This is a genomic window from Streptomyces sp. NPDC042371 (assembly GCF_056437465.1).
The window spans coordinates 151,995-165,955 of sequence record NZ_JBWKAP010000011.1 but is presented as its reverse complement, the minus strand read 5'-3'; the positions used below and the strand labels follow the sequence as shown (position 1 = coordinate 165,955).

Genomic DNA, 13,961 nt, shown 5'->3' with positions numbered 1-13,961 from the left:
CGGGTCAGCGGGCGTAGTACTCGACGACGAGCTGCTCGTCGCAGATCACGGGGATCTCCTTGCGGTTCGGGTCGCGGTCCAGGCGGAAGGCCAGGGCCTTCAGGTTCACCTGGAGGTAGCGCGGGGTCTCACCGTCGGGGGCGAAACCACCCTCGCGCGCAACCTGGAACAGCGGCTTCTCGCGGCTGCGCTCGCGGACCATCACGACGTCGTCGGGACGGACGCGGAACGACGGCTTGTCGACCTTGCCACCGTTGACCTCGATGTGGCCGTGCACGACCATCTGGCGGGCCTGGTAGATCGTGCGGGCGATGCCCGAACGCAGAACCAGGGCGTCGAGACGACGCTCCAGCTCGATGACCAGGGCCTCACCGGTCTTGAGCTGCGTCTTGGACGCACGCTCGTAGGCACGGACGAGCTGGCGCTCGGAGAGGTCGTACTGCGCACGCAGGCGCTGCTTCTCGAGCAGACGGACCTTGTAGTCCGAGTTCTGCTTGCGCCCACGGCCGTGCTCGCCCGGCGGGTAGGGACGGGCCTCGAAGTACTTGACGGCCTTCGGGGTCAGCGCGATGCCGAGGGCACGCGACTTCTTGACCTTGGGGCGGGACTGGTTCGGCATGAACCAACCTCTCTGTTCTCTGTGAAATCGGCTTCACCAGGGTTAGGGGAGGTCGCATCCGCAGCCTGGGAAACCTCGTGGGCCGTGGGCTCGAAAGCCGTGGGGCCGTGAGGCAGCCGCTCCCTGGTCTGGGCACAATGTGCAGCACGCGAGTGGCCCACCGACCGATTCCCGGAGCTCCGGGTGGTGGTGGGCTGCCCGCGACACCTTCAACGGTGCGCGACGCTCCTGGATCCCCTCGCCTTGCGGCGGCGGGGTTCCGGCTGGATGTCCCGTTCTGGTGGTGCCGGTACGAGACCGGACACGGGACGCAGCACTGCGGGCAAGTGTACCGGGTGCGGCGAGGTGCCTCAGCCGCAGGTGGCGAGGAGCTCCTGGAGGGCCCGCTTCTCGGGGGCGGTGACGGTCAGCCCGTACTTGGCCTTGATGCCGGTCCAGCGGCGCCCGTACGCGCACCAGTATTCCTTGCGGGGCGGCTTCCACTTGTCGGGGGTCCAGCTGCTCTTCGCGTGATTGGCGTCCTTGTCCGCGGCGAGCAGGACGTCCAGGTCATTGGCGTAGGCGAGGCGCCGGTCCGGGGTCCAGGCCCAGGCACCGGCCCGCCAGGCGGCACCCAGCGCGACGACGTGGTCGGTCTCGATCCGGGAGGCCCGGCGGTAGGAGTAGGGCAGCTCCTTGCCGGTGTACGGGTCGTGCAGCGTGCCGGAGATCACGACACAGGGGTTGCGGTCGTCCTCGCGCAGGTCCTTCAGGTCGCGGCGCAGGACGTCGTCACGGGTGTCGCAGCCGTTGCGCCCGCCGGGGGCGTCGGTCTCGTCGGACCAGCCCGCACCGAACTCGGAGCGTTTGTACGTCTGCCAGTTCTTGCCCCACGCCACGGTGAGGCGGGCGAGCCGGTCCCGCGCCCGGTCGGGGGCGGGCGGGAAGCCGGGCGTCGTGAGCGTGCTCTTGGCGGTCGGCGGCGGCGCCGAGCGGCGGGCGTCGGCGCGCTGCAGCTGCGGCGGGGTACAGGCCACGGCGACGGCGGCCAGCGCGACGAGCGCCCCCACCGCTGGTCCGGCCGCTGTGCGCATGCCGCCGAGCGTAGGCGGACGGGGCGGGGCCCGCCCCTCGGGCGGCGGCGCTGTCCCTGGCTACCCCTCGGGCTGTTCGCCCTTGAGTCGGGCGCGGACCCGCTCGACCACGTCGGCGTACCGGGCCTCCGCCCCGTACCTCGTCGGCTGGTAGTAGCGCTTGCCCTCGATGGTGTCCGGTGCGTACTGCTGCGTGGCGATGCCGCCAGGGACGTCGTGCGGATACACATAGCCCTGGGCGTGGCCGAGCTTGGCCGCGCCCTTGTAGTGACCGTCGCGCAGGTGGGGCGGGACGGGGCCCGCGAGGCCGCCGCGGACGTCTGCCTGGGCCTGCTGGATCGCGATCGTCGCGGCGTTCGACTTAGGGGCCAGGGCGAGGGCGATCGTGGCGTGGCTGAGAGTGAGCGCGGCCTCCGGGAAGCCGATCATGGCGACGGCCTGGGCGGCGGCGACCGCGATGGGCAGGGCGGTCGGATCGGCGAGGCCGATGTCCTCACTGGCGGAGATCATCAGGCGCCGGGCGATGAAGCGGGGGTCCTCGCCCGCCTCGATCATGCGGGCCAGATAGTGCAGGGCCGCGTCCACGTCCGAGCCGCGGATGGACTTGATGAGGGCGCTCGCCACGTCGTAGTGCTGGTCGCCGTCGCGGTCGTACTTCACGGCGGCCCGGTCGACCGACTCCTCCAGGGTCTGGAGCGTGATCGCCTTCTCGTTCTTGGCGAGCGCCGATCCCGCGCCCGCCTCCAGGGCGGTGAGCACACGCCGGGCGTCGCCACCGGCGATGCGCAGCAGATGCTCCTCCGCCTCCTCGGGCAGCTCGACCGCACCGGCAAGACCCCGCTCGTCGATGAGCGCACGGCGCAGCAATGCGCGCAGGTCGTCGTCGGTGAGCGGTTCGAGGGTGAGCAGCAGGGAGCGGGACAGGAGCGGGGAGATGATCGAGAAGTACGGATTCTCCGTGGTCGCCGCGATCAGCGTCACCCAGCGGTTCTCCACGGCGGGCAGCAGGGAGTCCTGCTGTGCCTTGCTGAAGCGGTGGATCTCGTCGAGGAAGAGGACGGTCTCCTTGCCGTGGCCGCCCATCGCCCGGCGGGCGCCGTCGATCACCGCGCGCACTTCCTTGACGCCCGCGGTGATCGCGGAGAGCTCGACGAAGCGCTTGTTCGTGGCTTTGGAGACCACGTACGCAAGGGTCGTCTTGCCGATGCCGGGCGGGCCCCACAGGAACACCGACGAGGGGCCCGCGGGGCCGCCGCCGCCCTCGCCGACCAGGCGGCGCAGGGGCGATCCCGGCTTCAGCAGATGCTGCTGGCCGACGACCTCGTCGAGGGTGCGGGGGCGCATCCGGACGGCCAGGGGGCTGCTGGACGGGTCCTTCTCCTGGCGGTCTTCGGCTGCGGCGGTGAACAGATCGGGCTCCACGTGAAGAACCCTATGTCACCCCACTGACAATCCCTCCGGGCGCCGGTCAGGCCCAGAAGTCAGGCCCAGAGGTCGGCTCCCCAGCGGGTGAGGATCAGCATCGCGATGACGCCGGTGTGCATCACCGGCAGCGCCCAGGTGAAGTCCGCGAGGAAGCTCTTGGCCCAGGCGGGCGCGGGCAGGAAACCGGCGCGGATGTTGGACGACGTGACGTACCAGAAGATCAGGAGCGTGGCGACCCAGGCCAGGGTGCACCAGAGGCAGAGCGCGTTGATGTGGTAGAGCGACTGGATCATCAGCCAGGTGCAGAAGCCGACGCCGAAGAGCGCGCCCGCGTTGAACGTCAGCCAGTACCAGCGGGGGAAGCGGGCTCCGGCGAGGAGGCTCATGCCGACGCAGATCACGATGCCGTAGGTGACCAGGCCCAGCATGGGGTTCGGGAAGCCGAACGCCTCGGCCTGCTCGCTCTTCATGATGCTGCCGCAGGCGACGACGGGGTTGATGCTGCAGCCCGGCTGGAAGTTCGGGTCCTTCAAGAGCTCGAACTTGTCGATCGTGATGACCCAGGAGGCGAGCAGACCGGCCGCGCCCGTGATCACCAGGAGCAGGGCGAGCGCGCGGCTGCCGCCGACGGCACCGGGAGCGGCCTGGCGCCCCTGATCGTCCAGGGCGTCGTCCTTCGCTGACATCGTTTTGCTCATCACGCCGTTCCGTCGCTTGTGGGGCCGCGGGCACGCACATTGTGCCGCACACGGGCGGGTGTCCACCGTTCGTTGGACATAAGGAGGTACGCACGAGGGACCCGGAGTGTTCGACACGGAGGGGGCGGGGCCGAGGGATTCCGTCCCTCGGCCCCGCCCCCTCCGGCCGCGCTACTTGCCGAGCCTGGCCGTCAGCTCGGCCACGATCCCGTCCACCGCGACCGCCGACTGCTCCCCGGACTCCATGTCCTTGAGCTGGACGACGCCCTCCGCGAGGTCGCGTTCACCGGCGACGACGGTGAAGCGCGCGCCGCTGCGGTTGGCGTTCTTCATCGCGCCCTTGAGGCCCTTCCCGCCGTACGAGAAGTCCGCCGCGATCCCGGCCCTGCGCAGCTCGGTCACCTTGGCGAAGAGGACGCGGCGCGCCTCGTCGCCGAGCGGCACCGCGAACACGCTGGTGGACGCGGGGAGTTCGAGCTCGACGCCCTCCGCCTCCAGGGCCAGCACCGTGCGGTCCACGCCGAGCGCCCAGCCGACCGACGGCAGCGAGGGGCCGCCGATCATCTCGGACAGGCCGTCGTAGCGGCCGCCGCCGCCGACCGCGGACTGCGAGCCGAGGCCGTCGTGGACGAACTCGAAGGTGGTGCGGGTGTAGTAGTCCAGGCCGCGGACGAGCTTCTCGTCGTCCTCGAAGGCGACGCCCGCCGCCGTGATCAGCTCGCGGACCTGCTCGTGGTACGCCTTGCAGGCGTCGCACAGGTAGTCCCGCAGCGAGGGCGCGCCCACCAGCTGCTTCTGGACGTCGGGCCGCTTGTCGTCGAGGACCCGCAGCGGGTTGATGTCGATGCGTCGACGTGTCTCCTCGTCCAGGTCCAGGCCGCGCAGGAACTCCTGCAGCGCGGCGCGGTAGACGGGGCGGCACTCCTTGTCTCCGAGCGAGTTGAGCAGGATGCGGAAGTTCCGCAGGCCGAGGGCGCGGTACGCCTGGTCGGCCAGGATGATCAGCTCGGCGTCGAGCGCCGGGTCCTCGGCGCCGATCGCCTCGGCACCGACCTGGGAGAAGTGCCTGTAGCGGCCCTTCTGGGGGCGCTCGTACCGGTAGTAGGAGCCCGAGTACCAGAGCTTGACCGGGAGGTTGCCCGCCTTGTGGAGGTTGCCCTCCAGGGCCGCGCGCAGCACGGAGGCGGTGCCTTCGGGGCGCAGGGCGAGCTCGTCGCCGCCCTTGGTGGTGAAGGCGTACATCTCCTTGGTGACGATGTCGGTGGACTCACCGACACCGCGCGCGAACAGCTCGACGTTCTCGAAGCCGGGCGTCTCGACGTAGCCGTATCCGGAGTTGCGCAGGGGCGTCGCGATCGCCTCGCGCACCGCCAGGAACTTCGCGGAGTCCGGCGGAAGCAGGTCGTACGTGCCCTTGGGGGCCTTGAAGGTGCTCACGGAATTTCTCTCGTCACATTCCTCGTCGCGGGGCGGACGTCTCGTCCGCGCCCAAGCCGGCGGCCACCTGCCGCAGATAGGGGTTGGTGGCGCGCTCCTGGCCGATGGATGTCTGGGGGCCGTGGCCGGACAGCACCACGGTCGAGTCGTCGAGCGGCAGGCACACACGGCCCAGCGACTCGAGGATCTCGGTGTGGCTGCCGCCGGGCAGGTCGGTGCGTCCGATGGAGCCGGCGAAGAGCAGATCGCCCGAGAAGAAGACCGAAGGGATCTCCTCGCTCTCGGGCATCTGGAACGTCACCGACCCCTTCGTATGGCCCGGGGCGTGCGCGACGGAGAAGTCGAGGCCCGCCAGCTTCAGGTCCGCGCCGTCGGTCAGCTCCCGCATGTCGTCGGGCTCCCCCACCGTCAGCTCGCCCATGAGCGGCATCCCGATGGAGCGGCCGAGTGCCTTCTCGGGGTCGCTCATCATGTACCGGTCGGAGGGGTGGATCCACGCGGGTACGTCGTGCGCTCCGCAGACCGGGACGACCGAGGCGACGTGGTCGATGTGGCCGTGGGTGAGGATGACCGCGACGGGCTTGAGCCGATGCTTCTTGAGTGCGTCCTCGACTCCCTGGGTGGCCTGGTGGCCCGGGTCGATGATCACGCACTCCTCGCCTGCGGCGGGGGCGACCAGGTAGCAGTTGGTGCCCCAGGCCCCGGCGGGGAACCCGGCAATGAGCACGATCGTCCTTCGTTCGTCGTCCGGCGGCGGGTGACCGCGGCCCCCGGCGGGAGAACGCGGCAGATCAGAGCCTACCGGCGCTGCCGATTCCACAGGTAACCCATATACGGTACGGGGCACTAAGCGGCGCATGCAGAGACATGCGCGGGAGAAGGGGAGAAGAGCCGGTGGTCAGCCAGGAACAGCGGCGCAGACAGCTCGCCCGGGAGAAGATGGCGCGCCAGCAGGAGCGGCGGGAGGCCGCGCGGCGCAGGTCCCGGGCCCGCAACGCGGTGATCGCGGGCGCCCTCGCGGTGGTCGTGGCGGGCGGCGCCGTGTCGTATGCGGCGGGAGCCTTCGACGGGGACGACACCAAGGACGGCGCGAGCGCGGCGCCCAGCAGCACCCCCAAGGATCCGTGCAAGAAGGCGGCGCCCGGCGAGGTGAAGCCGCTGAGCTTCAAGAAGGAGCCCGCGCTCACCATCGACAAGTCCGCCGACTACACGATGGACTTGAGGACGACGTGCGGCGACATCGCCCTCGACCTCGACGCGGCGAAGGCCCCGCACACCGTCAACTCCTTCAACTTCCTGATCAACAAGGGCTACCTCGACCACACCAAGTGCCACCGCCTGACCACGGGCGGCATCTACGTCCTGCAGTGCGGTGACCCGAAGGCCGACGGTAAGGGCACTCCCGGCTACCAGATCCCGGACGAGAACCTCAAGGACAAGCGTCTGAAGGGGAACGTGTATCCGGCGGGCACGGTCGCGATGGCGAACCAGTACAACGCCAAGGAGAAGCAGGGCAGGAACACCGGCGGCAGCCAGTTCTTCCTCGTCTATCAGGACAGTCAGCTGCCGCCCGACTACACACCGTTCGGGACCATTTCCGATTCGGGGATGAAGGTTCTGAAGAAGATCGCCGCCGCGGGCGAGAGCACCGGGCGGGGCGACGGCGCCCCGAACGCGACGGTCGTCATCGACAAGGCCACCGTCACCAAATCCTGACCGCGGGCAGGCAAACTTCGGTCGCGCGGGATGCGGACAGCCGCCCCGCCGGTCGCCTATGTTGGCGGAGACGAAACTGTGGACGATGCCGGGGGCCCCGAGGCCCTGCGCAGGCATCATGTGGAGGAGGCGCTGTGAGCAGCGACCCGTGGGGCCGCGTCGACGAGACGGGGACCGTGTACGTGCGTACGGCCGACGGCGGCGAGCGAGTGGTCGGTTCGTGGCAGGCAGGATCTCCGGACGAGGCCCTCGCCTACTTCGAGCGCAAGTACGACGGTCTGGTCGTCGAGATCGGACTTCTCGAGCGCCGGGTGAAAACCACCGACCTGTCGGCCAAGGACGCCACGACGGCCATCGACCACCTGCGCCAGCAGGTCGACGAGGCGCACGCCGTCGGTGATCTGGACGCCCTGAGCAAGCGGCTCGACAAGCTCGTGGAGAGCGTCGACGCGCGCCGCGAGGAGCGCAAGGTCCAGAAGGCCAAGCAGTCCGACGAGGCACGGCACGCCAAGGAGGCCCTGGTCGTCGAGGCCGAGGAGCTGGCCCAGAGCGAGCAGTGGCGGGCGGCCGGCGAGCGGCTGCGGGCCCTGGTGGACACCTGGAAGGGGCTGCCGCGGCTCGACCGCAAGTCGGACGACGAGTTGTGGCACCGCTTCTCGCACGCCCGCTCGGCGTTCTCCAAGCGCCGCAAGGCGCACTTCGCGTCGCTCGACGCGCAGCGCGAGGACGCCCGCAAGGCCAAGGAGAAGCTGGTCGGCGAGGCCGAGGCGCTGTCGAACTCGACGGACTGGGGCCCCACGGCCGCGCGGTACCGCGAGCTGATGGCCGACTGGAAGGCCGCGGGCCGCGCCCAGCGCGAGCACGAGGACGGCCTGTGGAACCGCTTCCGCGGCGCCCAGGACGTGTTCTTCGCGGCGCGCAGCGCGGTCTTCGCGGAGCGCGACGCGGAGCAGGGCGAGAACCTGAAGCTCAAGGAGGAGCTGGCCGACGAGGCGGAGAAGCTCGTCCCGGTGACGGATCTGAAGACGGCCCGTGCCGCGTTCCGCTCCATCAACGAGCGCTGGGAGGCCGTCGGCCACGTCCCGCGTGACGCCCGACCGAAGGTCGAGGGCCGGATGCACGCCGTGGAGCGTGCGCTGCAGGAGTCCGAGGAGGCCGAGTGGCGCCGGACGAACCCGGAGGCACGCGCGCGTGCGGCGGGTCTCACCGGTCAGCTGCAGGCCGCCGTGGACAAGCTCCAGGGCCAGATCGAGACCGCTCGCGCCGCGGGCAACAACTCGAAGGCCGACAAGCTGCAGCGGGAGCTCGACGGCCGTCAGGCGCTGCTCGACCAGGCACTGAAGGGGCTGCACGAGTTCGGCGGCTGACCGTCCTCATGGGTGTGTGACGGCCCGGACCGCGAGCTGCGGTCCGGGCCGTTCCGTGTCCGCTACCGGGTGGCGGTGTGGTCGAACTCGGCGATGTCCAGGGCGTGCTTGAGCACTTCGCACGCCTCGATGTGGTTGCCGGACTCCTGGAGCAGTTCGGCGAGGCGGCGACAGACGAGCACGGCCTCTGGCCCGTACATCTTGTGGACGCGCTGGAAGGCGGACTCCAGGATCTCGATGGCCTCCTTGTTCTGCCCGGTCTCGGCGAGCAGTTCGGACAGCTCCAGTTGTACGGCGAGCAGTTCGCCGGAGGTGTCGGCGGTCTGCTCCTCCAGGGCCAGGCGCAGCACGGGCAGCGCGTCCTTGACGGTGCCCTCCGCGCGCAGCAGCCGGGCGAGGTTGAGGCCGGTGGCGACCATCGCGGCGCGCACGTCGGCGCGCAGGACGGGTCCGGCGGGGGCGCTGCGCGCGGACCGGGCGCGGTTGCGGGCCAGGGGCAGTCGGCCGACGCCGTTCTCCTGCGAACGCTGGGGCAGGGGCCGGTTCTTGGCGCGCAGGCGCTCGTCGAGGACGCGGTAGAGCGTCTCCAGGTCGATGAGTTCGGGTCCGTCCGGGACGCCGTCGCGCAGGATGCCGAGGAGTTCCCCGGTGAAGGCGGTGTGCCGCTCGCCGTCCGGGGCGAGCGCGACCCGGTCGCGCGGGGAGGCCGTGAGGACGTACGCGCCGTCGACGGCGGCCTGGGCGGCGAGCACGTCGTCGCCGCCCAGGGAGCGTGCGGCCCGGCCGCTGAAGCAGCAGTCCAGGATGACGATCTTGCGTCGGGCCCGGGAGGCGCGCAGGGCCGCGCGCAGGTGCTGGTAGGCGACGGCGGTGTAGCCCATGCTCTCCCGGGACTCCCCCAGGGCCAGATAGAGATCGGCGGACTCCGCGTCGCGCATGCCGTGCCCGGCGTAGTACACGAGCAGGGTGTCCGTGGCCTCGTCGCCCGCGCGGTGGACGGGGTCGAGCATGGCGGGTGCGCTCTGCGGGTCGGCGACGACGGCGCAGTGCTGTACGGGCAGGCCCCAGACCGTGGCGTCGCACAGCTCGCCCGCCAGGTCCACCAGGTTCGTCTCGACCGCGGCGAGCTGGGGAAGGTGGCGGTAGGAGGCCGTGCCGAGCAGGACGGCGCGTGACAGGCCCGGGTCAGGCAGCGCCGCCATCGTGCTCCCCGTCCGGGGCCGTGACGGCCGGCCGCTGGTCCAGGAGTTCGACGACGCGCCGCAGTGTGTCGGCGTCACGGGCGCCTTCGGGGGTGACTTCCACGCGCAGCTCGCCCCGGCTGAGGACGACCGCGGGTGCGCGCTTCCTGGCGAGCTGCCACTGGAGTACGGAGACGGCGAGCGCCGCGGTGGACAGGCCGCTGCCGAGGGCGAGTTGCAGGATGTCGAAGCCGCCCGCGCCCATGTGGCCCGCGACGGGCGCCGCCGATGTGGTGAACTCGCCGCGCACCGCGCCGTCCAGCGTCTCGTCCTCGTGCAGCCAGCGCAGCAGGGACCGCAGGGCGTCCTCGGCGTCCGCGCCGGGGTCCGCCGGTGCCAGCTCCACTCGGACGTCAGTCACTTGCCGCTCCTTTGCGCTGGTCGACGTATTTGTTCACCCGGGCGAGCAGCTCCAGTGCCTCTCGCCCCGCGTCCAGCCTGGCCAGGCATACAGCTTGCCAGTACTGGCTCGTCAGCGTGGTCGGATGGTCGGGGCCGAGGCGGGCGACGCAGACCGGCACGACGGCCGCCAGCATCCGTGCGGCCGACTCGAGTTCGCCCCGCTGGACGAGGTTGACCGCCTCGCGCTGCCGGGAGAGTGCGGTCTCGCGGGACATGCTGCCGAGCACCATGCGGCGCGTGTTGTCGCTGAGGGTCGGGGGTCCTGTGCCGGGGACGAGGGGCGGGGCGGCGTCGGTGGCCGACGCGGAGTCCGCGGTCCGCGGGGCGGGCACCGCTGCCTCCTCCCACGCGTACTCGGGCCCCTTCTGCAGCCGTACGCCCCTGGCCATCCGCACGGCCTCGTCACGCTGGAGCGCGGCGAGGCTGCTGCGCACCACGTCCTGGCCACCGGCGCTCAGCTCGCCGAACGCCTCCGCCACCTCCGCCGCGCCGCGCGGCCGTCCCGCAGGGTCCTGTTGGCACAACCGGTCGACCAGCCGGACCAGTTCGGGGGGAATTCCGGGAGAGCGGCCGATCAGACTCGGAATGCCGGTGCCCAGCGCCCGCTCCACGACGGCCCCGACATCGATGGCGGGGCCGAGCGGACTCTCGCCCGTGAGCATGAAGTACATGCAGGCCCCGAGCCCGTACAGGTCGGCCGCCGAGTCCGCGCGGGCGCCCTTCATGGCCTCCGGCGCCATGAACTGCGGGGATCCGAGCACCACCCCGGTCGCCGTGATCGCCTGCTCGCCCGCGAGGCGGGCGAGACCGAAGTCGTGCAGTACGACGCGGCCGTCCCGGGTGAGGCTGACGTTCGAGGGCTTGATGTCCCGGTGCATCACCCCGGCCTGGTGCGCGGCGGCCAGCGCCTCCGCCATGTTCAGCCCGATCCAGCACGCGGCCCGGACCGGCAACTGGCCCTTGGCCGCGACGAGGTGGCCGAGGTTGCGCCCGTCGAGGATCTGCATCACCAGGTACGCGACTCCCCGGTGCAGCCCGCTGTCGTACAGCGCGATGACCCCGGGGTGCTCGATCCGCGCCATCGCGCGGGCCTCCCGCCGGAACCGGTCGAGTTCCTCGCCGCCCGGGGCCATGCCCCCGACGGACGTCAGGAGCTTCACCGCGACGCGGCGGCCCAGCTGCATGTCCTCGGCCTCGTAGACCTCGCCCATGCCGCCGCGGCCCAGGAGCTCCATCAACCGGTAGCGCCCGTCGACCAGTTCGCCTCGCGTCATGCCCTCTCCCGTGAACCAGGCCCGGGATCAGGCTAGTTCACGGGCGGCGCGCCGATGTCACCCGATACACGTCGTACACACCCTCCACTCCTCTGACGGCCTTCAGCACGTGCCCCAGGTGCTTGGGGTCGCCCATCTCGAAGGTGAAGCGGGAGGTGGCCACGCGGTCGCGGGAGGTCTGCACGGCCGCCGACAGGATGTTCACGTGCTGGTCCGAGAGGATGCGCGTGACGTCCGACAGGAGGCGGGAGCGGTCCAGGGCCTCGACCTGGATGGCGACCAGGAAGACCGAGGACTGGGTGGGCGCCCACTCGACCTCGAGGATGCGCTCGGGCTCGCGCGAGAGCGAGTCCACGTTCACACAGTCGCTGCGGTGAACCGATACGCCGCTGCCGCGCGTGACGAAGCCGATGATGGGGTCGCCCGGCACGGGCGTGCAGCAGCGGGCCAGCTTGACCCACACGTCGTCGACGCCCTTGACGACGACGCCCGGGTCGGCGTTGGAGCGGCGCTTGCTGCGGCCGCGCGAGGGCGGCGCGCTCTCGGCGATGTCCTCGTTGGCGGCCTCCTCGCCGCCAAGCGCCTGGACGAGCTTCTGCACGACGGACTGCGCGGTGACGTGTCCCTCGCCGATCGCCGCGTACAGCGACGAGATGTCGGGGTAGCGCATCTCGTGCGCGAGGGTCACCAGGGAGTCGCCCGTGAGGATCCGCTGGATCGGCAGGTTCTGCTTGCGCATGGCGCGCGCGATGGCGTCCTTGCCCTGCTCGATGGCCTCGTCGCGGCGCTCCTTGGAGAACCACGCGCGGATCTTGTTGCGCGCCCGCGGCGACTTGACGAAGCCGAGCCAGTCGCGGGACGGGCCCGCGCCCGCCGCCTTGGAGGTGAAGACCTCCACCAGGTCGCCGTTGTCGAGGGTCGATTCGAGCGGTACGAGCCGTCCGTTGACCCGCGCCCCTATGGTGCGGTGGCCGACCTCGGTGTGCACCGCGTACGAGAAGTCGACGGGGGTGGCGCCCGCGGGCAGCGCTATGACGTCGCCCTTCGGGGTGAACACGAAGACCTCGTTGCGCGAGAGGTCGAAGCGCAGCGATTCGAGGAACTCGCTGGGGTCCTCGGTCTCCTTCTGCCAGTCGAGCAACTGGCGCAGCCACGCCATGTCGTTGAGGTGGTCATCCTTGCCACCGGCCTTCTTCGGCACGTCGGTGCGCACCTTGGAGGCACCGGCGACGGCCTCCTGCTTGTACTTCCAGTGCGCCGCGATGCCGTACTCGGCGCGGCGGTGCATGTCGAACGTACGGATCTGGAGCTCGACGGGCTTGCCGTTGGGGCCGATGACCGTCGTGTGCAGCGACTGGTACATGTTGAACTTCGGCATCGCGATGTAGTCCTTGAACCGGCCGGGGACCGGGTTCCATCGCGCGTGGACCGTGCCGAGGGCGGCATAGCAGTCCCGGACCGTGTCGACGAGGACGCGGATGCCCACCAGGTCGTAGATCTCCGCGAAGTCACGGCCGCGGACGATCATCTTCTGGTAGACGCTGTAGTAGTGCTTCGGGCGCCCGGTGACGGTGGCTTTGATGCGGGCGGCGCGCAGGTCGGTCTGGACCTCGTCGGTCACTATGGCCAGGTACTCGTCGCGCTTGGGGGCGCGCTCGGCCACCAGCCGCACGATCTCGTCGTACATCTTGGGGTAGAGGATCGCGAAGGCGAGGTCCTCCAGCTCCCACTTGATGGTGTTCATGCCCAGGCGGTGCGCCAGCGGAGCGTAGATCTCCAGGGTCTCGCGGGCCTTCTTCTCCTGCTTCTCGCGCTTGAGGTACCGCATCGTGCGCATGTTGTGCAGGCGGTCGGCGAGCTTGATGACCAGGACGCGGGGGTCCTTGGCCATGGCGACGACCATCTTGCGCACGGTCTCGGCCTGCGCGGCCTCGCCGAACTTGACCTTGTCCAGCTTGGTGACGCCGTCGACGAGCAGGGCGACCTGGTCGCCGAAGTCGCGCTTGAGGGTGTCCAGGCCGTACTCGGTGTCCTCGACGGTGTCGTGCAGGAGCCCCGCCATCAGGGTGGCCGGGTCCATGCCGAGCTCGGCGAGGATGGTCGTCACGGCGAGCGGGTGCGTGATGTACGGATCGCCGCTCTTGCGCTTCTGGCCGCGGTGCCAGCGCTCGGCGACCTGGTAGGCACGCTCGATCTGGCGGAGCGTCGACGTCTCGATCTTGGGGTCGTTGCTGCGCACTATGCGCAGCAGGGGCTCCAGGACGGGGTTGTACGGGTTCGAGCGCTGGACGCCGAGCCGGGCGAGCCGGGCCCGCACGCGGTTGGAGGAACCGGTACGCGCGGGCTGGCCGGTGGCCGGGCGGATCGCGGGGGCCGTCGGATGGTGGTCCGCGGGCGGCTTGGGGCGGGGCTGCTCGGCCGGCTTGTCGCCCCGGGAGACCTCTCCCTGGGCGCGCTGCGCGGACGTGCCGCCCTGCGCGTCCGCGGCCTTCTTCGCGGGCGCCACGGATCCGGCCGAGGCCTCCTTGCCCTGCTGGGCGGCCTTGGCGGCGGTGAGTGGCTGGGACTCGTCTGGCAAGAGCGCTCCCTGTGCGCGATCGGGGTCCCCCGGACAGGCCCCGAAGAGTCCATGGTATCGATCCTGGGCCGTCGGCTCGCCTTGGGCCGGTGAGACGGCTCTGTACTGGAGAAACGCGAGGGACGGACGCC

12 protein-coding genes are annotated in these 13,961 nt (G+C 70.8%); 2 read left to right on the top strand and 10 right to left on the bottom strand.

The annotated features are described in order from the left end of the window. Positions 1-4: 4 nt before the first annotated feature. The 6 genes from rpsD to AC068B_RS30940 form a co-directional block, all read right to left on the bottom strand. Positions 5-619, bottom strand: a complete 615-nt coding sequence (gene rpsD, locus AC068B_RS30965) for a 30S ribosomal protein S4 (protein ID WP_055543665.1) — start codon at positions 617-619, stop codon at positions 5-7. Between the two features lie 350 nt (positions 620-969). Beyond that, positions 970-1,692: an HNH endonuclease family protein gene (locus tag AC068B_RS30960; RefSeq protein ID WP_478674861.1), complete on the bottom strand. Its 723-nt coding sequence runs from the start codon at positions 1,690-1,692 to the stop codon at positions 970-972. Between the two features lie 60 nt (positions 1,693-1,752). Continuing rightward, positions 1,753-3,114 carry a replication-associated recombination protein A gene (locus AC068B_RS30955; RefSeq protein WP_356258678.1) on the bottom strand — a complete coding sequence of 454 codons (1,362 nt, stop codon included), beginning with the start codon at positions 3,112-3,114 and terminating at the stop codon, positions 1,753-1,755. Between the two features lie 59 nt (positions 3,115-3,173). Continuing rightward, the gene (locus tag AC068B_RS30950) at positions 3,174-3,815 is read right to left on the bottom strand and encodes a vitamin K epoxide reductase family protein (protein ID WP_468569381.1); all 642 of its coding nucleotides are present in this window, start codon (positions 3,813-3,815) and stop codon (positions 3,174-3,176) included. Between the two features lie 171 nt (positions 3,816-3,986). Further along, positions 3,987-5,252: a histidine--tRNA ligase gene (gene hisS / locus AC068B_RS30945; RefSeq protein ID WP_478674860.1), complete on the bottom strand. Its 1,266-nt coding sequence runs from the start codon at positions 5,250-5,252 to the stop codon at positions 3,987-3,989. Positions 5,253-5,265: 13 nt separating this feature from the next. Next, positions 5,266-5,979, bottom strand: a complete 714-nt coding sequence (locus AC068B_RS30940) for an MBL fold metallo-hydrolase (protein WP_478674859.1) — start codon at positions 5,977-5,979, stop codon at positions 5,266-5,268. Between the two features lie 167 nt (positions 5,980-6,146). Between AC068B_RS30940 and AC068B_RS30935 the strand changes: the two genes are divergently transcribed. Then, positions 6,147-6,968: a peptidylprolyl isomerase gene (locus AC068B_RS30935; RefSeq protein ID WP_478674858.1), complete on the top strand. Its 822-nt coding sequence runs from the start codon at positions 6,147-6,149 to the stop codon at positions 6,966-6,968. A 134-nt stretch (positions 6,969-7,102) separates the two neighbouring features. Further along, positions 7,103-8,335: a DUF349 domain-containing protein gene (locus AC068B_RS30930; RefSeq protein ID WP_478674857.1), complete on the top strand. Its 1,233-nt coding sequence runs from the start codon at positions 7,103-7,105 to the stop codon at positions 8,333-8,335. Positions 8,336-8,397: 62 nt separating this feature from the next. Here AC068B_RS30930 and AC068B_RS30925 read toward each other — a convergent pair whose 3' ends face one another. From AC068B_RS30925 to AC068B_RS30910, 4 genes are read right to left on the bottom strand one after another with little or no spacing between them, the layout of a single operon-like run. Further along, complete coding sequence (locus AC068B_RS30925; protein ID WP_356258661.1) at positions 8,398-9,537, bottom strand: caspase, EACC1-associated type; 1,140 nt, start codon at positions 9,535-9,537, stop codon at positions 8,398-8,400. Beyond that, entirely contained in the window at positions 9,521-9,937 is a 417-nt protein-coding gene (locus AC068B_RS30920; RefSeq protein WP_478674856.1) for an effector-associated constant component EACC1, read from the bottom strand. The genes AC068B_RS30925 and AC068B_RS30920 overlap by 17 nt, the downstream gene beginning before the upstream one ends. After that, on the bottom strand, positions 9,930-11,252 hold the full coding sequence (locus AC068B_RS30915) for a serine/threonine-protein kinase (protein ID WP_478674855.1): 1,323 nt from the start codon (positions 11,250-11,252) through the stop codon (positions 9,930-9,932). Before AC068B_RS30915 ends, AC068B_RS30920 begins: the two co-directional genes overlap by 8 nt. Before the next feature lie 37 nt (positions 11,253-11,289). Then, positions 11,290-13,830 carry a RelA/SpoT family protein gene (locus tag AC068B_RS30910; protein ID WP_478674854.1) on the bottom strand — a complete coding sequence of 847 codons (2,541 nt, stop codon included), beginning with the start codon at positions 13,828-13,830 and terminating at the stop codon, positions 11,290-11,292. Positions 13,831-13,961 lie beyond the last annotated feature (131 nt).